This window comes from Streptomyces sp. NPDC048560 (assembly GCF_040650955.1).
In the GTDB taxonomy this organism is placed as follows: domain Bacteria; phylum Actinomycetota; class Actinomycetes; order Streptomycetales; family Streptomycetaceae; genus Streptomyces.
This window is the reverse complement of the sequence record NZ_JBEZIJ010000002.1, coordinates 476183-492803: the sequence shown is the minus strand read 5'-3', so window position 1 is coordinate 492803 and position 16621 is coordinate 476183. Positions and strand designations below refer to the sequence as shown.

At 69.8% G+C, this 16621-nt stretch carries 12 protein-coding genes; 4 read left to right on the top strand and 8 right to left on the bottom strand.

Annotation, left to right across the window (positions count from 1 at the left end; genetic code table 11):
• Positions 1-103 precede the first annotated feature (103 nt).
• A complete protein-coding gene (locus AB0C82_RS08960) occupies positions 104-1264 on the top strand; it encodes a glycosyltransferase (RefSeq protein WP_362837879.1) in 1161 nt (386 codons plus the stop codon).
• A gap of 1 nt (position 1265) precedes the next feature.
• Here the strand turns inward: AB0C82_RS08960 and AB0C82_RS08955 are convergent, their stop codons facing one another.
• Complete coding sequence (locus tag AB0C82_RS08955) at positions 1266-2093, bottom strand: glycosyltransferase family 2 protein (protein WP_362837877.1); 828 nt, start codon at positions 2091-2093, stop codon at positions 1266-1268.
• 143 nt (positions 2094-2236) lie between these two features.
• On the opposite strand from AB0C82_RS08955, the gene AB0C82_RS08950 reads away from it, so the two are divergent.
• Positions 2237-3430 (top strand): RNA-guided endonuclease TnpB family protein, encoded by a 1194-nt coding sequence (locus tag AB0C82_RS08950; RefSeq protein ID WP_362837875.1) that lies wholly within the window; start codon positions 2237-2239, stop codon positions 3428-3430.
• Positions 3431-3461: 31 nt separating this feature from the next.
• On the opposite strand, the gene AB0C82_RS08945 is transcribed toward AB0C82_RS08950, so the two are convergent.
• Genes AB0C82_RS08945 through gmd form a run of 4 tightly spaced genes read right to left on the bottom strand, consistent with a single transcriptional unit; the run spans position 3462 to position 10214 of the window.
• Complete coding sequence (locus AB0C82_RS08945; RefSeq protein ID WP_362837873.1) at positions 3462-4163, bottom strand: hypothetical protein; 702 nt, start codon at positions 4161-4163, stop codon at positions 3462-3464.
• Positions 4163-6418 (bottom strand): LamG domain-containing protein, encoded by a 2256-nt coding sequence (locus tag AB0C82_RS08940; protein WP_362837871.1) that lies wholly within the window; start codon positions 6416-6418, stop codon positions 4163-4165. The genes AB0C82_RS08945 and AB0C82_RS08940 overlap by 1 nt, the downstream gene beginning before the upstream one ends.
• Entirely contained in the window at positions 6415-9204 is a 2790-nt protein-coding gene (locus AB0C82_RS08935; RefSeq protein WP_362837869.1) for a LamG-like jellyroll fold domain-containing protein, read from the bottom strand. The genes AB0C82_RS08940 and AB0C82_RS08935 overlap by 4 nt, the downstream gene beginning before the upstream one ends.
• Positions 9201-10214, bottom strand: coding sequence for a GDP-mannose 4,6-dehydratase (gene gmd, locus AB0C82_RS08930; protein WP_362837867.1), 1014 nt, complete (start codon positions 10212-10214; stop codon positions 9201-9203). Before gmd ends, AB0C82_RS08935 begins: the two co-directional genes overlap by 4 nt.
• 109 nt (positions 10215-10323) lie before the next feature.
• On the opposite strand from gmd, the gene AB0C82_RS08925 reads away from it, so the two are divergent.
• Positions 10324-11307: a GDP-L-fucose synthase gene (locus AB0C82_RS08925; protein WP_362837865.1), complete on the top strand. Its 984-nt coding sequence runs from the start codon at positions 10324-10326 to the stop codon at positions 11305-11307.
• Between the two features lie 58 nt (positions 11308-11365).
• Here AB0C82_RS08925 and AB0C82_RS08920 read toward each other — a convergent pair whose 3' ends face one another.
• The 3 genes from AB0C82_RS08920 to AB0C82_RS08910 all read right to left on the bottom strand — a co-directional run bounded on the left by AB0C82_RS08920 (position 11366) and on the right by AB0C82_RS08910 (position 15959).
• On the bottom strand, positions 11366-12913 hold the full coding sequence (locus tag AB0C82_RS08920) for a sugar transferase (RefSeq protein WP_362837863.1): 1548 nt from the start codon (positions 12911-12913) through the stop codon (positions 11366-11368).
• Between the two features lie 394 nt (positions 12914-13307).
• Positions 13308-14507 (bottom strand): glycosyl hydrolase, encoded by a 1200-nt coding sequence (locus AB0C82_RS08915; protein ID WP_362837861.1) that lies wholly within the window; start codon positions 14505-14507, stop codon positions 13308-13310.
• Positions 14508-14663: 156 nt separating this feature from the next.
• On the bottom strand, positions 14664-15959 hold the full coding sequence (locus AB0C82_RS08910; RefSeq protein WP_362837859.1) for a cytochrome P450: 1296 nt from the start codon (positions 15957-15959) through the stop codon (positions 14664-14666).
• Between the two features lie 161 nt (positions 15960-16120).
• Here AB0C82_RS08910 and AB0C82_RS08905 point away from each other — a divergent pair, with 161 nt between their 5' ends.
• Positions 16121-16606, top strand: coding sequence for a tyrosinase family oxidase copper chaperone (locus AB0C82_RS08905; RefSeq protein WP_362837857.1), 486 nt, complete (start codon positions 16121-16123; stop codon positions 16604-16606).
• Positions 16607-16621 lie beyond the last annotated feature (15 nt).

Sequence of the window (16621 nt, the reverse complement as noted above, 5' to 3'; positions counted from 1 at the left end):
CCCGCTCCGTGGACCGACCTGGGAACACCTTAACGAATCAACGCACTTGGGGGGATGCGATGGCTAGTCTGTGAACAGTCGGCCGAGGTTGAGGGGGACCCTGGTGAAGATCCTGCACGTCGTCACGCTGCACACTCCGGACCACGCGTTCGGAGGCCCGACGAGAGTCGCGCTCAACCTCTCCAAGGTGCAGCGCGCCCACGGCGACGACGCCCGGATCATGGCTCTGGGCGACGGCTTCGACGGTGAACTCCCCACCGAGGTCGAGGGAGTTCCCGTCCATCTCTTCCAGGCCCGTCATGTGCTCCCCATGTTCGAGGTCAGCGGCATCGCCTCCGGTGCGCTGCTGCTCGCCGCACGCCGCATGATGCGGGGTGCCGATCTCGTACACGTCCATCTGATGCGCGACCTCGTGACACTCCCCGCCGCCCTGCTCGCCCTGGCCACCCGCACACCGCTGGTCGTCCAGACGCACGGCATGGTCGACCCGACGGAGAAGCGCGTCGCCCAGCTCACCGACCTGCTCGGTGTCCGCAAGGTGCTGCGCGGCGCCGACGCCGTCCTGCACCTCACGGAGATGGAGCGGCTCGATGTGAACGCCGTCGCCGCCCCGGTCCCGCTCACCCGGACCGTACGGCTGGTGAACGGTGTCCGCCCGCAGGAGCACAAGCCCGCCCGGGACCCCGACAGGCCCCCGACCGTGCTCTTCCTCGCCCGGATCCAGGAGCGCAAGCGCCCCGAGGACTTCGTCGCCGCGATGCCCGCCGTGCTCGCGAAGCACCCCGGCGCGCGCTTCGTCCTGGCCGGCCCGGACACCGGTGCGCTGCCCGGCACCCTCGCGCTCGCCCGCAGGCTGGGTGTGACGGACTCCCTGGACCACGTGGGCCCCCTCGGCCACGAGGAGGTGCTCGCCGCCGGAAGGGAGGCCGACGTGTACGTGCTCCCCTCGATCGAGGAGCCGTTGGGCGTCTCCGTGCTCGAAGCGATGTCCGTGGGCACCCCCGTGGTCATCACCCGCACCTGCGGTCTCGCCCCGGACGTGGCCGAGGCGGGCGCGGGACGCGTCGTCGACAGCCGGCCCGGCGAGGACGCCGCCAACGCCGGGAAGGTCGCGCAGGCCATCCTCGAACTGCTGGAGCCCGAGGCCAACGAGCGGGCCGGAAAGGCCGCTTGGAGCCTGGTCAACGACCACTTCACCATCGAGGCCGTGACGGGGACCCTCCGGCGGACCTACGAGGATGTGGTCCGCCGGAGCCGCCGGTAGCTCAACCCGTCTTTCCCTCACGGGACTTCAGAGCGATCTGCCACCGGTAGAAGCTCATCGCCAGCGCGAAGTCGAGCCCCGCGCGGCCGTCGAGGAAGCCCCGCCGGTAGACGTACATGTACGCGAAGGACACCAGGGGCTTGAACGGCGCCTTGTGGAAGAGCTGCCCCTGTCGGGACTTCACCTTCCGCACCTGCTCCTTGACGTCCGGGTGGTGCTCCAGCCACGCCTCCCAGTCCGAGTAGCGGTTGTGCCGCTCGAACCAGGCGGTGACGGGATCGAGGTCCTGGTGCTCGATCGGGTTGACCAGTGCGCCACTCGTCGGTGCGACGGGCTGGTAGTGCCCCTCCACCTCGCCGATCCCGGGGGCGTCGAGGTCACCGACCTCCGGGTAGTGGCAGCGGGTCCGGTCGGTCAGGGACCGCTTACGGATGGTGTACCCGTGTCGCAGTCGCTTCCCGGAGAACCAGTAGCCCAGCGGTATGTCGTACGCCGCCGGCTTCTCGGCCGCCGGGTCGGCGAAGATCTCCCGCAGCTCCGCGAGCAGCCCGGGGCTGAGCCGCTCGTCGCCGTCGAGCAGCAGGATCCAGTCCAGGTCGGTGCGGACGTGGTCCAGGCACCACTGCTTCTTGCGGGGATGACCGCCGTCCCAGGTGTACGTGACGACCTCCGCCCCGCACTCCTCGGCGATCTTCGCCGTGTCGTCCGTGCTGTGTGAGTCCACCACGACGACCGCCTCGAAGTGGCCGAGCACCGACTTCACCGCCTCGGCGATGTTGAGGCCCTCGTTCTTCGTGGGGATCGCGACCGCTATCGGCAGCTTGCTCATCCCAAACTCCTTGCGTGGATACCCCGTGCTTTGGCTCGGGGAGGAAACGCATCCTTGGCCCGGCACCGCGAAGCGGCGGAGACCTGGTGCGTATCCGTTCTGGCTGTCCGGTCCTTACAAACAAATCTGATAGCTTGTGAGATATGAAGACCGAGCTGGTGAAGCGGGCGTTCAAGTACCGCTTCCACCCCACGAACGAGCAGGCAGCAGAGCTGTCTCGCACGTTCGGGTGTGTCCGCAAGGTCTATAATCTGGCGCTCGACGCCCGCACTGTGGCGTGGTTCCAGCGCCGGGAACGGGTGAACTACAACGCCACCTCGGCGATGTTGACTCAGTGGAAGAAGACCGACGACCTGGCCTTCCTGTCCGAGGTGTCCTCGGTTCCGTTGCAGCAGACGCTGAGACATCTGCAAGGGGCGTTCTCGAACTTCTTCGAGGGCCGGGCGAAGTATCCCCGGTTCAAGTCGAAGAAGAATCGCCGCTCTGCGGAGTACACCAAGTCGGCGTTCAATTTCCGCGACGGTGTGCTGATGCTCGCGAAGATGAAGAACCCACTCGCGATCGTGTGGTCCCGGCCGCTCCCGGAGGGGGCGGAGCCGTCTATGGTGACCGTGTCCCAGGACAGTGCGGGCCGCTGGTTCGTGTCCATGCTGTGTGAGGATGCGTCCGTCAAGTCCCTGCCGACGCTGAACACTTCGGTCGGGATCGACGCCGGAGTCACCAGCCTCGTGACGCTGTCCACCGGGGAGAAGGTCACCAACCCGCGGCATGAACGCCGGGACCGCGCACGCTTCGCCAAGGCTCAGCGTGCCTTGGCGAAGAAGGAGAAGGGCTCCCGTAACCGGGACAAGGCCCGCGTCAAGGTTGCCAAGATCCACGCCCGGATCGCTGACCGGCGCCGGGATTTTCTGCACCAGCTCACCACTCGGCTCGTTCGTGAGAACCAAACGATCGTGATCGAGGACCTGGCCGTCCGCAGCATGGTCAAGAACAAGACTCTGGCACGCGCCATCTCGGACGCGGCCTGGACCGACATGCGCTCCATGCTGGAGTACAAGTGCACCTGGTACGGCAGGAACCTGGTCACCATCGACCGCTGGTTCCCCTCCACCAAAATGTGCTCCGCATGTGGCACCGTCCGGGACAAGCTGCCGCTGAACGTCCGCGAGTGGACGTGCTGCTGCGGTGCAACGCATGACCGCGACGTGAACGCGGCGCGCAACATTCTGGCCGCCGGACTGGCGGTTACAGCCTGTGGAGCGGGTGTAAGACCTCAACGGGAGTCCTCCCGGACGGGGCAACTTGCTGCGAAGCAGGAAACCCTCACTGCGAAGTGAGGAATCCCCCTCGTTCACGAGGGGGGTGAAGTCAACCGTTGTCTCCTTCGGGCAGCCAGGCGTAGCAGCCTGTGGAGGTAAAGGCGCGCGCCGTACGGGGGATGGTGATCCGGGTGGGCTTCCCGGTGTCGGAGGAGCCCGAGTCGAGGGTCTTGCCCGATCCGTCCTCGGTCTGCCAGGTGCAGTCCTTGGTGGGGGCCGCCGAGCGGTAGCCGCCCGCCCGGAGCCGCTTGCCCGTGTGGGTGCCGTCGGCGTAGCCGAGCGCGGCCTCGTCCACCAACTCCTGGTGCTCGGTGCAGAGATGGGCGACGGCGGGCTTCGCGTCGGGGATCTCTCCGGTCACGATGGAGCCGACCGCTGTGTCGCGGTCGACCTTGACGAGGTAGCGGAGCTTGTCGCAGGTCTCCTGTCCGGTCTGGAGCACCGCCGCCGGGTCCATGCCCTGGGGCACGCGGTCGGTCAGGAACTCCTTCTGCTTCTTCGTGAACGACCCGGTGGCCGGGGTGATCCGGTCGGCGGGCACCTTGGGCGCCTCGCTCGTCTCGCTCGCGGTCGCGTCGGGGCCCGGCTCCTCCTGGGCCCCGGCCGACGGTCCGGCGACGGGGGGCCCGGAGGCCGCGGATGCTGTGGCACCCGCGGCCTCCGGCCCGTTCCCCTCGGCTGACGAGCCGCAGGCGGCCAGCGCCGCCGTCAGTACGACGACGGCGGCGCCGGCCAGGAACGGATGCTTCATCAGCCCGTCCTCAGGGCGTAGTGCGCGCTGACCTGGGAAGAGCTCAGCGCGGTCGGGTACACGGCGGTCTCGTCGAGCTGCCCGGCGAAGAAATTGCTGGTCGGACGGTTCGGCCAGCTGGCGAGGTTGTCCCCGCCGACCCGCCAGTAGCCCGGGCCGGTCTCGTTGCCGGTGAACAGGAAGTTGGACGCGCGCAGCTGCCCGTCCACGTACAGCGCCATGCCGCCGGTGCCCTGGGTGGCGACGACGTGGTGCCAGTTGCCGTCGTTGTAGGCACCGAGCGAGGTGACCGTCCTGGTTCCGCCGCTGTAGACGCCGAACACCAGCCGCCCGTCATTGCGCATGTACACGTGCTTGTCGTACGAGGAGCTGTTCTGCATCACCCGGTTGCCGAAGCCGATGATCTTCCCGCCCCTGGTGGTGGTGGTCTTGATCCAGGTCTCCACCGAGAACCGGGCGGGCGCCGGGCGCCGCTCGTTGCTGTAGGCGTAGTCGGCGGTCCCGTCGAAACCGATCGCGGTCGAAGCGCCCGCGACGGCGGCCGGGGTCTGCTGGTAGGCGGGCCCGTTGCGAAGGAAGCCGTTGTCCAGACCGGCGCCGGTGTCCGAGGCGAAGGTCGAGGACCCTTCGTCGTAGCGCCAGTACAGCGAGGCCCCGTCACTGAGCACCCGCGCCGGATACGCCTCGGCCGTGGCCGCGACGGTCGCGGACTGGGCCGGGGACTTGGCGCTGGTGTTGATGCCGTCACCGGCCGTGATCCGGTACGAGTGGGTCTCGCCCGGTGCCACGTCGGTGTCGGTCCACCGCAGCTGCGGCCGGTCCCAGAAGACGGAGTAGCCCGTCGTGGTGTGGATCGGGGTGCTCGCCCCGTCCTTGTAGATCCGGTAGGTCAGCTCGCCGTCGTCGGTGTCGAAACTCGTCTGCCAGTTGACGTCGATCTGTCCCGGAGTGACGGTCGACAGACTGACGTTGGGCACCCACGGTGCACCCGTGTCGGGGCCGTCGGCGAAACGGGTCAGACCCTGCTGGCCGGCGCCGTTGACGGTGGTGAACTCACCACCGACCCACAGGTAGTGGCGGCCGCCGCTGTCCGTCTGGGACATCACCCGGGGTCCGACCGGCTCACCGATGCCGTCGTTGGTGTCCGGGAACCACGGCAGCAGCTTCGGATCGTCCACGGACTGGGCCAGGAGGTGCTTGCGCGGCTGGTCGGGGAACGCGCCCATGCTGGAGCAGTCATGGGCGTGGCTGCCGCTGTACAGCACTCCGGAGTGGACCAGGACGGACTGGGTGGCACCCAGGCAGGTGTCGCGCCAGCGCTGCTGGAAGTCGTCGAGGTCGAGGGCGATGCGGCCGTCGAAGACGCCGCCTCCGGTTCCCTCGTTGGCGGTGTAGAAGCCGGTGGCGTCCGTGGTCAGGTCCTGGACCGTGGACGTGTTGGGGATGAAGCCCGGGTAGCTCGTGGTGAGCGCGCCCGTCGTGGCGTCCACCACGGCCAGTGCGTGCGAGGCCGTGCCGTTGACCGTGAAGAAGTCACCGCCGAGCAGGACGTGCTGCCCGTCCGGCGTCACCTCGACGGCCCGGGCCACCTCGTCCGCGTTCGCGGTCCACGGCAGCAGGTCGGCGCCGGTGGTGACCGCCGCGAACTTGTTCCGGGTCTGCCCCTCCACGCTGTTGAAGTCACCGCCCAGGTAGACGGTGTCGTCGGTGACGGCCAGGGCCCGCACGGTCGCCGAGACGCTGATCTTGAAGTCCTGCCGCGGGGTGCAGGTCGCCGTGTCGATCGCGGCGATGTTGCTGACGCCCTCACCGTTGACCGAGCCGAACTGGCCGCCTGCGTACAGGGTGGAGCCGTCCGGGGAGAGGGCCAGCGCCCTGACGGTCGCTGTTCCGGAGGCGAGGGTGAACGACAGGTCGCACCCGGTCGGTGCGCCGGTCCCGGCGTCGAACGCGGCGAAGTTCACCGCGGGCTGCTCGCCGGTTCCGGCCGCCGCGTCCGGCGGCCGGAGGGTGGAGAACGTACCTCCCGCGTAGACGACCCCGTCGGTCGCGGCCATCGACCAGACGATGCCGTTGGTCTGCCAGGTGGTGAGATCGTCCGCGGTGATCGACACCGGTGGTGTCAGCGCGGCAGCCGGTGCGGCTCCCGCCGCGGTGGCGGTCAGGGCTCCGGCCAGGAGGCACAGCGCGGCGGATGCGGCTCGCACCCGGCCACGTGGCCCCCCGGAATTCTGCCCCGTACTTCCGTTCATCATTCAGCTCCGAAGGTGAGAACGAGCTGCGGCCGGTAGGCCGCGGATGATGCCTCGCTCGACCAGATGCGCAGACTGTCCGTCCCGCTGCTGGTCAGGGCGAGTGAGTAGGCGGAGCCGAGCGCTCCGCCCAGTGCGGTCGCGTTCAGTTCCACCGAGTAGTCGGTGGAGACCGAGGCCGCGTCCGTGATGGTCCCCAGCACGGACGCGGAAAGCGCCGGCCGGGTGTTGTAGGTGACCGCCGACTCGGTCCAGGCACCGGTGACCGGCACCAGGGTGTGGCTGTCGGTGGAGCCCGCCGTCGCGTCCGACGAGGTGCGGAAGTCGATACGGGCTCCGGTGAGTACCTGTCCGGGCGGGGCCGCGGGCAGGGAGTAGCGCAGATAGGCCAGGTACGGCGTACTGCCGCGCGAGGCGAGCTGGCTGTCGTTGTACGTGGTGTTCACCGCGACGCCGTTGACGTACGCGTCCTCGGCCGGCGCGAGGGTCACGGTGGTGCCGCCCGGCGGGGGAGTGGCGTCCGCCAGGTCGTGGTGGGCGGCCACCTGGGCGGCGGTCAGCGCGCCGGGATAGACGGCCGTCTCGTCGATCTGACCCGCGAGGTAGGTGCTCGCGGGGCGGTTCGGCCAGGCGTTGCTCATGGCGTCACCGCCGACCCGCCAGTAGCCGTTGAACGAGCGGTTCCCGGTGGCCGGGTTGGTGCCGACGGCCACCCCGTCCACGTACAGCACCATCCCGGCCGGGCCCTGCGTGGCGACGACGTGGTGCCAGTCGCCGTCGTTGTACGAGGCACCCGTGGTGATGGTGGGCCGGCTGGTGCTGCTGCCGATCTGGACACCGAAGGCGAGACGTCCGTCGCTCGTCAGATAGACGAGCTTGTCGGCGATGCTGCTGGTGTGGCCCTGGGCGAAGCCGACCCGGTTGCCGTACCCGACGAGCTGACCGCCGCTCGTCGAGGTCGTGCGGAACCACGTCTCGATGGAGTAGGGGGTGGGTGAGGTGTGGCGGTGCATCCGGTCGCTGTACACGTACTCGTCGGTCCCGTTGAGCGTGAGCGCGGGGGATCCGGCCACGGCCGAGGGGGTGGAGCGGTACGTGGGTGTGTTCATGTACACCCCGCCGTTGTCGGCGGCCGAGGCATCGGCGGCGAAGGCTCCGCTCGCCTCGCCGTAGCGCCAGTACAGTCCGGCGCCGTCCGCGAGCACGCGTTCCTGGTACGGGGAGGCGGTGGAGGCGGCGGTGACGGACGCGGTGGCGGACAGGCCGCTCGTGTTGGTGCCGTCGCTCGCCGTGATCCGGTAGCTGTACGTCTGTCCCGCCACGACGTTCGTGTCGGTGTACGTCAGCTGCGGCCGGCTGTAGAAGAGCGAGGAACCGGTCGTGGTGTGCACGGGGGTCGCGCCGCCGTTGCGGTAGACCCGGTAGGTGAGGAGGCTGTCGTCCAGATCGTGGGAGGAGCGCCAGCTGACCTTGACCTGGCCCGCCCGCGGCGCGGACACACTGACCGCGGGCGCGGCGGGCGCACCCGTGTCGGGAGTGTTGGCGAACCGGGTCAGGGCCTGCTGGCCGACCCCGTTGACGGTGGTGAACTCGCCGCCCACCCAGAGGAAGTCGCGGCCGTCGCGCGACGCGACGGTCAGTGCCCTGGGACCGACCGGCTCGCCGATCCCGTCGTTGGTGTCCGGGAGCCAGCCCAGCAGTGCCGGGTCGTCGACGGACTGCGCGGTGAGGTGTTTGCGGGCCTGGTTGGGGAAGCCGCCCATGGTCGAGCAGTCGTGCACGTGGCTGCCCGCGTACAGGACGCTCTTGTAGACCCGCAGGGCCTGGGTCGCCCCCTGGCAGGTGTCCCGCCAGCGCTGGTCGAAGGAGTCGAGCTCCATGGCGAGGCGCCCGTCGAAGGACGCACCGCCCCGGCCCTCGCCCGCCGCGTACCAGCCGTCGGACGCCGAGTCGGTGACGATGTCCTTGATGACGGCGGTCGACGGGATGAAGCCGCCGGGGTAGGCGCGGGTGAGCGCGCCCGTGGTGGCGCTGGTCACTGCCAGCGCGTGCGAGTCGGCGCCGCCGACGGTGAAGAAGTCCCCGCCGATCAGGGCGCTCTGCCCGTCCGGGGTGGCCTTCAGCGCACGGCCCGGGGCGTCCGCGTCGGGGTTCCACGCGGTGAGGGCCCCGGCGGCGGTGACCGCGCCGAAGAAGCGCCGGGTCTGGCCGTTGACGGACTGGAAGTCACCGCCCGCGTAGACCGTGCCGTTCGGAGCGACGTCGAGTGCCCGCACGGTCGCGCTGAAGTCGGGCGAGAAACCGGGGCGGGTCCGGCAGGTCGCCGTGTCGATGGCCACCAGGCCGTTCGCGCTCGCGCCGTTGACCGCGCTGAAGTAACCCCCCGCGTACAGCGTGGACTTGTCGGGTGAGACCGCGAGCGCGCGGACGGTCGCCGTGCCGCTGCTGCGGGTGAAGGAGAGCGAGCAGCCGGTCGGCGCACCGGTGGCCGCGTTGAGTGCCGCGAAGTTCACGGCGGCCGTGGTGCCGGTACCGGCGGGCGCCCCGGCCGGGCGCACGTTGGAGAACGTGCCGCCCGCGTAGACGACCCCGTTCGCCTCGGCCAGCGCCCAGACGATCCCGTTGGTCTGGTAGGTGGACAGGTGGTCGGCGGTGAAGCCGACCGGCGGTGTCAGTGCGGCGGCCGGGGGCGCGACGGCCCCGGCGGCGGACAGCACACCGGAGGCGAGGGCGAGCACCGCGGCGAGAGCTCCGCAGCGGCTGCGTCCGAGGCGTCCCGGCCCCTTCATCGGTGCGTCCTGGCGGCTGCTCCGCTGAGCTGGTCGTCCAGTCGGCGGATGTCGGCGTCGACCATGATCTGTGCCAGCTCCCGCGACTTCACCGAGGGCTTCCAGCCGAGGAGTTCCTCGGCCTTGGACGCGTCCCCGATCAGCGCGTCGACCTCGCTGGGCCGCTCGTACTTGGGGTCGTAACGCACATGCTCACGCCAGTCGAGCCCGGCGTGCTCGAAGGCGCACTCCAGGAACTGCCGGACGCTGACGCCCTCACCCGTGGCGACGACGTAGTCGTCAGGGGTGTCGCGCTGGAGCATCCGCCACATCGCGTCCACGTACTCGGGGGCGTACCCCCAGTCCCGTACGGCGTCGAGATTGCCGAGGTGCAGCCGGTCCTGGAGCCCGGCCCTGATCCGGGCCACGCCACGGGTGATCTTCCGGGTCACGAAGGTCTCGCCGCGGCGCGGGGACTCGTGGTTGAACAGGATGCCGTTGACGGCGAACATCCCGTACGCCTCACGGTAGTTGACCGTCGCCCAGTACGCGTACACCTTCGCGACGCTGTACGGGCTGCGCGGGTGGAACGGCGTGTGCTCGTTCTGCGGCGGCGGGCTGGCGCCGAACATCTCGGACGACGACGCCTGGTAGACACGGGCGTCGATGCCGCTGGCACGCACGGCCTCCAGGAGCCGCATGGCACCGAGACCCGTGACGTCACCGGTGTAGAGCGGGGCGTCGAAGGAGACCCTGACGTGGGACTGCGCACCCAGGTTGTAGACCTCGTCGGGCTGGATGTCGCGCAGCAGGTTCACCAGTGCCACACCGTCGGCGAGATCGGCGTGATGGAGCACGAAGGAGCGTCCGGCCTCCTCCGGGCCCTGGTAGATGTGGTCGATCCGCTCGGTGTTGAAGCTCGACGAGCGGCGTATCAGGCCGTGGACCGTGTACCCCTTCTCCAGCAGCAGCTCCGCCAGATACGAACCGTCCTGGCCGGTCACGCCTGTGATGAGCGCGGTCTTCGCCATGGTCCCCCCCTTCTGTCCGCCCGAAGGCGGTCGTTCACCGAAATTTCAGAGTTTGAGTGTTCTGCGGTAAAGGTCACTGACTCGCACGGCTCCTGGCAGAATCCGAGCCATGACGACTGATCTCCCCGGCCCTCCCCAGGAATCCGTCCGCCCCCTGCTACGACCCGGCTCCCGCATATTCGTCGCGGGCCACCGAGGTCTGGTCGGGTCGGCGCTGGTACGCCGCCTCGCCGACGACGGCCACGAGGTGCTCACCCGCGGCCGGGACCTCCTCGATCTCCGCGACAGCGCGTCGACCGAGGCGTATCTGAGCGACGTCCGCCCGGACGTCGTCGTGCTGGCCGCCGCCAAGGTGGGCGGAATCATGGCCAACAGCACCTATCCGGTGCAGTTCCTGGAGGACAACCTCCGCATCCAGCTCAGCGTGATCGCCGGGGCGCACGCCGCAGGCACCGAGCGGCTGCTCTTCCTGGGCTCGTCCTGCATCTACCCCAAGCACGCCCCGCAGCCCATCCGTGAGGACTCGCTCCTGACCGGCCCGCTGGAGCCGACGAACGAGGCCTACGCGCTGGCGAAGATCGCCGGCATCACCCAGGTCCGTTCCTACCGCCGGCAGTACGGCGCGGCCTACATCAGCGCCATGCCCACCAACCTCTACGGCCCCGGTGACAACTTCGACCTGGAGACCTCGCACGTCCTGCCCGCCCTGATCCGCCGGTTCCACGAGGCGAAGCGGGACGGTGCTCCGGAGGTGACCCTCTGGGGCTCCGGCAGCCCTCGGCGCGAGTTCCTGCACGTCGACGATCTCGCCACCGCCTGCGTCCGGCTGCTGGAGTCGTACGACGGGGAGGACCCCGTGAACATCGGCTGCGGCGACGACCTCACGATCAGGGAACTCGCCGAGACCGTCAGAGATGTGACGGAGTACCAGGGGCGCATCGCCTGGGACACGAGCAAGCCCGACGGCACCCCGCGCAAGCTCCTGGACGTCTCCCGGCTGGCCTCCCTCGGTTTCAAGCCGCAGATCCCGCTGCGCGAGGGCATCGCGCGCACCTACGCCTGGTGGCTCGGCCAGCGGTCCCCGCAGGACTGAGGGCGCGGGACGGCGGCCACGCCGTGCACGGGCTCCTCGCATCTGTTCGCCGCCCACGTCAGTAGGCCCCGCGGCCGTCGGTGACGGCGCGCACGGTACGAGCGAGGAGCCCCATGTCCGTGGCCACCGTCCAGTTGTCGACGTACCAGAGGTCGAGCGAGACGGTCTCCTGCCAGGACAGGTCCGAGCGTCCGCTGACCTGCCACAGGCCGGTCAGTCCGGGCTTGACCGCGAGCCGCCGGTGCTCGCGCTCGTCGTAACGGGACACCTCCTCCGGCAGCGGAGGGCGGGGCCCCACGAGCGACATCTCACCCTTCAGCACGTTGATCAGCTGCGGGAGTTCGTCGAGCGAGGCCCGGCGCAGCGCCCGGCCCACCCGTGTCACCCGAGGGTCGCTGCGCATCTTGAACATCGGACCTTCGGCCTCGTTCGCCGCGCTCAGCTGCGCCTTGCGGACCTCGGCGTCCGCCACCATGGTGCGGAACTTCCACATGGTGAAGGGCCGGCTGTGCTGGCCGTGGCGGGTCTGGCGGTGGAACACCGGTCCGGGCGAGGTGAGCCGTACGGCCATCGCTATCACGAGCAGCAGCGGAGCCAGGGACACCAGGCCGAACGCGGCTCCTGCCCGGTCGACCAGGGTCTTGAGCACCGGCTGCGGCCCGCTGCGCAGCGGCGGGGCTATGTGCAGCAGGGTCAGTCCGGCAACGGAGGAGAGCCGCACCCGGCTCGCCGCCGTCTCCGACACCTCCGAGAGCACGCACAGCGGCACGCCGCTGTCGTGCAGCCCCCACGACAGCCGCCGCAGCCGCTCGTCCGCGAGCTCGGGCCCGGGAGCCACCAGGACGAGATCGGCGTCATGGGCGAAGGCCCCGCCCAGCACGGTGGAGAGGTCGTCCTCCGCCGGAGTGGTGGCGAGCCGGCCCGGAACCGGAGCTTCGCAGCTCAGCGGGGTGGTGCCCACGGGTATCACCGCGGCCACCGCATACACGTGGTCCTTACGTGAGTTGAGCAGATTCACCGCCCGGTCGACGCCCGCAGCCTGGCCCACCACGAGCACGCGGCGCACCGCGAGCCGGCGCCGGGCGAAGGACAGCCACCGTCCCAGCCACGCGGCCAGGAGGGTCACCGCGAGGCCGGGCACGAGTGCCACCACCGCGATCTCCGGGTCGACCGGCTCACCGGACACGGTGAGCAGCACGGCGAGCACTCCCAGCAGGAGCAGCCAGTCGCCGGCGGCTCCCGGCGCGCCCCCGGTGGAAGCGGGCAGCCGCTGCGCGTACCTCCCTCGCGCCGCGCGCACGACGATCCACGCCAGTGCGGACAGCGACGCCGTGATCAGCGGAGCGGGCTGGTCACCCGCTTCCTGGACGAGCCAGGCCGGTCCCCCCAGCCCGAGCGCGTCGGCCGCGAGGAGCAGCGGCAGGTGTCGTCCCGGCCGTTTCCTGGCCCGGGGCCGCTCGATGTGCGCGCGCTCCGCGGTCGGTGTCCTCCACAGCTGCTCCAGGGCGGCGTTCCGGTTCCTGGACGCGGCGGTGCGTGGTCGTGGCGCACCTGCCAGTCCAACGTGCCCGGATATGTCTGTGTCAGGTATTTCGACATGCCCCATGAACCCCCCAGCCCAAGTCGCATCCCCACAAACGGGGCGCATCCGCCGATCCCTTGGACTGACGGATGCGCCCTCGCTCGGTGCACGATATCCACACACGTGCCATTTCGCTGGAGTTCCCGTGAAGTTCAGACAGGTCGGATGCTTCGCATCTCGGCCGGTTCCGACGGGGAACTCAGCTTCTGTGTACGCCTGTTCGGCTTTCCAGGGGTTCGGCAAGCGCTTGTGACCTGGACGAACCGGGCGCAACTACCGTACGTGGAAGCTTCCTTGGGTGTCACCTGAAATCGGTGGCAGTGGACGACGTCACACGCCCTCGAAGTGCCGACCCCGGTTCAGGCCGGGCCCCGGCCCCGGATCCACAGGAGCCGGAACCGGGGTCGCCGTAGCCCGCCTAGTACCGCACGCAGAATTGACGGTCCGTCAGCCACCGGCCGAGCCAGTCGCTCAGCGGGACCGTGATGCACCACTTCCGGGAGTTCGGCTCCGGGGCGGGGGCCGTCGGCGTGGGCTTGGTCGGCTTCGGGGTGGGCGGCCGGGCCGGCGTCGTCGGGCTCGGACTCGGATCCGGCGTGGCCGACGGGGCCGGGTTCTTGCTCATCATCGACCGGTACGTCCGTGAGGACTGGGGGTTCTCCGAGCACTGCCACACACCGTGCGGACAGTAGTCCGTGATCGTCTGGTACACCGGATCGTGCTTCTCGATCCATTCGAGCATCCGCCGCATGTACACGGAGTTGTCGCCGTTGCGGAAGAGGCCCCACTCCGGGAAGGAGATCGGCTTGTCGTGCTCGGCGGCGAAGTCGACGTGCTTCTGCAGACCGTACGGACCGTTCACCTGCTCTTCGAAGCTCCGGCCGGGCGGCTGGTCGTAGGTGTCCATCCCGATGATGTCCACGACGTCGTCGCCCGGGTAGCACCGCGTCCACGGCACCGCGTCCGTGCCCCGGCTGGGGGCGAAGTCGAAGCGGAACTTCTGCCCGGGGACGGCACGCATCGTGGTGACGATGCGGTTCCAGTACGCCTTCCACGCCGTGGGGTCCGGGCCGCAGCGATGCGTGTACGTGATGCCGTTCATTTCCCAGCCGAGCACGATCACCGTGTCCGGGATCGACAGCTGGACCAGCCGCTCGGCCAGCCGCCGGAAGTGGTGGTCGTAGTCACCGGCGGCGCCGGCCCGCAGCAGCCTGCGGACCTCGGCATCGCCCACCCCCTCCTCGTTGCGCTCCAGCATCGGCACGTTGAGCACGAACATCCGGTCCTCGTCGGCGTTCCGCCAGGTCGCCCAGGACCGCAGGAAGTCCGGCTTGCCCTCGATGTTGGACCAGAGGTCGCCCGGCAGGTAGCTGTGCCCCGCCCGCAGCTCCGCGCCGCCCAGCCAGCGTGACAGTTCCGCCGTCCGCCGTACGCCCTCGGGGCCGTAGCCCACGTAGGCACCGTGTGCGGTGGTGCCGTCATCGGCGGCACGTGAGGGCGGGGCACCGTCCGTGGTGTCCGTGCCGGTCGAGGTCGTTGCGACGATTCCACCGGCGGCGAGGAGACTGAGCGCAGCCGTCCCGACGCAGATGTTGATGAGACGGCGCTGTGCGGACACGGCTCCTCCTTCTGTCCGGTGTTTCCTCCTACCAGTTCGACAATAAGGAGACATTTTCTTTATGGGGCGGTTCAGGCACCGACCGGTGGGCCATTCGCGAAGCTACGCGATTCAAGCCGGGCCGTTCGGGTGAAATTCCGAAGGTTTCGCTTCGGTTCAGCGGCTGTTGAAGGAGAAGGGGAGCGAGCGCACCCGGTTGTCGAAATTCGAGTCCACCAGCTGAGGCTCGCCGACCGTCCCCAGCGTGCCCTGGCGGGCGACCAGTTCCCGGAAGAGCGCCTTCATCTCCAGTCGTGCCAGATGGGCCCCGATGCAGTGATGAGGCCCGCCCCCGCCGTATCCCAGATGGGGATTGGGATTCCGGGTGATGTCGAAGGCATCGGGGTCGGTGAAGACGGACCCGTCCCGGTTGGCCGACGCGTAGAACAGCACCACCTTCTCGCCGGGCCGGAAACTCCGGCCGCCCAGGGAGCACGCGTCGGTGACCGTCCGCCGGAACTGGATGATCGGCGTCGAGTGCCGGACGATCTCGTCGACCGTGCCGTCGATGTACCGGTCGAAGTCCGACTCCAGGAGGGCCCGCTGCTCCGGGTGCTGTGCCAGCAGGGCCATGCCGTGGGCGATCGCGTTGCGCGTGGTCTCCACACCGGCCACCAGCAGCAGCGAGAAGAAGGAGCCGAGCTGGCGGGAGGTCAGTGCCTGACCGTCGACGTCCGCCCGCACCAGGGCCGAGATGAGGTCGCCCGTGGGATTGCGGCGGCGCTCCCGGGCCAGTCCCGCCATCACCAGGTGCATCCGGGCCAGGGAACGCAGTCCGCGCCCGGGCACACGCAGCCGGTCCCGCCCCCGCCGCCGCACCCCGACGTACGCCGACGCGTGATCGATCTGCTGGGAGATCCGCGGCCGGTGGCGCTCCGGGATGCCCATGAGGTCGCAGATGACCTCCAGGGGCAGCCGCGAGGGCGCCGATGGCATGAAGTCGTCGGGCCGCTCGGCGACCAGCTCGTCCACCAGGCGACGCGCGAGCTCACCGATGTTCTCCTCGGCGCCGGCCAGCAGCCTCGGGGTGAACGCGCGCGAGATGATCCGGCGCAGAGCCGCGTGTTCCTCGCCGTCCATGTTGACCATGGAGTTGCCGAAGACGGCCTTCGCCCAGCCGGCCGGCTCCGGGGTCGTCACCCCCGGAGCGCTGGCGAAGTGCTGCGGCCGACGGCTGGCCGCCTTCACGTCCGCGTGCTTCACCAGCGCGTAGAACGACTCTCCCGGCCCTGACCGTGTCCCCCCGCGCGACGTCGCCCGGGTCGTGAACCGCGCCGGCGCGTCCAACTGCCGCAGCAGCGCGAACGCCTCCAGCCGGACGGACCGGGGCAGCGTCCAGAACGACGGATCGGCGAGATCCACGTCCTCCAGCAGCAGCGCGCGGTCCCGGTTTCCCTGCCTGGGAACAGTCATTGCACAACCTCCACATTCCAGGACGGCCATGCTGGCGCGATTCAGGACAATCGGTGTGATCGGCGCGCCGCTTGTACGAGAACTGTTCCGTCGGTGTCTCGTTGTCAACGTCGGATACGTCAACACCTCGGAAGAGTGGACGAGAGGCAGGTGCGCACACCATGGGCCGGATGACGGACGCGAGGGGCACGGGGGCCGGGGTGCGCGGGAGGTCCCGACGGGTCGTGCTGCGTACCGCTTTCACCGTGGCGGTGACCTCGGCCACGGCGGCGGTGCTCGCCCCCCTCATGGCGAAGGGCCGGGAGCCCGTGCCCCCGTCGGCGAAGGCCGGTGGTGCGCGACCGGAACGGTTCGCCGAGATGTACCGGGGCCGGGACATCCGGGGCGCGGCGACGGTCATGGTGCCGGCGGGCGGGCCCGGCGGTACGGTCCGGGCCGCGGGCGCCGGGGCGACGGACCTCGTCCCGCATCTCGAAGTGCACGTGGACGGGCGGCCGTTGCACATCATGCGGCGCGCCGACGGCAGCTATGTGAGCGATGCCAACCACTACGAGTCGTTCCCGACGCTGCTGGCCACGGCTCGCGCCGCGGTCGACGAGCTCGGGTCCGCACAGCTGTCCGCGGTCCGTCCGCGGCACAGCGTCTGAAACGGGAGGACCGGC

Excerpts from the sequence above, each read along its gene's own strand:
- AB0C82_RS08945 (WP_362837873.1), bottom strand. The coding sequence starts at position 4,163 with ATGAAGCATCCGTTCCTGGCCGGCGCCGCCGTCGTCGTACTGACGGCG.
- gmd (WP_362837867.1), bottom strand. The coding sequence starts at position 10,214 with ATGGCGAAGACCGCGCTCATCACAGGCGTGACCGGCCAGGACGGTTCG.
- AB0C82_RS08940 (WP_362837871.1), bottom strand. The coding sequence starts at position 6,418 with ATGATGAACGGAAGTACGGGGCAGAATTCCGGGGGGCCACGTGGCCGG.
- AB0C82_RS08910 (WP_362837859.1), bottom strand. The coding sequence starts at position 15,959 with ATGACTGTTCCCAGGCAGGGAAACCGGGACCGCGCGCTGCTGCTGGAG.
- AB0C82_RS08950 (WP_362837875.1), top strand. The coding sequence starts at position 2,237 with ATGAAGACCGAGCTGGTGAAGCGGGCGTTCAAGTACCGCTTCCACCCC.
- AB0C82_RS08905 (WP_362837857.1), top strand. The coding sequence starts at position 16,121 with ATGGGCCGGATGACGGACGCGAGGGGCACGGGGGCCGGGGTGCGCGGG.
- AB0C82_RS08935 (WP_362837869.1), bottom strand. The coding sequence starts at position 9,204 with ATGAAGGGGCCGGGACGCCTCGGACGCAGCCGCTGCGGAGCTCTCGCC.
- AB0C82_RS08925 (WP_362837865.1), top strand. The coding sequence starts at position 10,324 with ATGACGACTGATCTCCCCGGCCCTCCCCAGGAATCCGTCCGCCCCCTG.
- AB0C82_RS08955 (WP_362837877.1), bottom strand. The coding sequence starts at position 2,093 with ATGAGCAAGCTGCCGATAGCGGTCGCGATCCCCACGAAGAACGAGGGC.
- AB0C82_RS08920 (WP_362837863.1), bottom strand. The coding sequence starts at position 12,913 with ATGGGGCATGTCGAAATACCTGACACAGACATATCCGGGCACGTTGGA.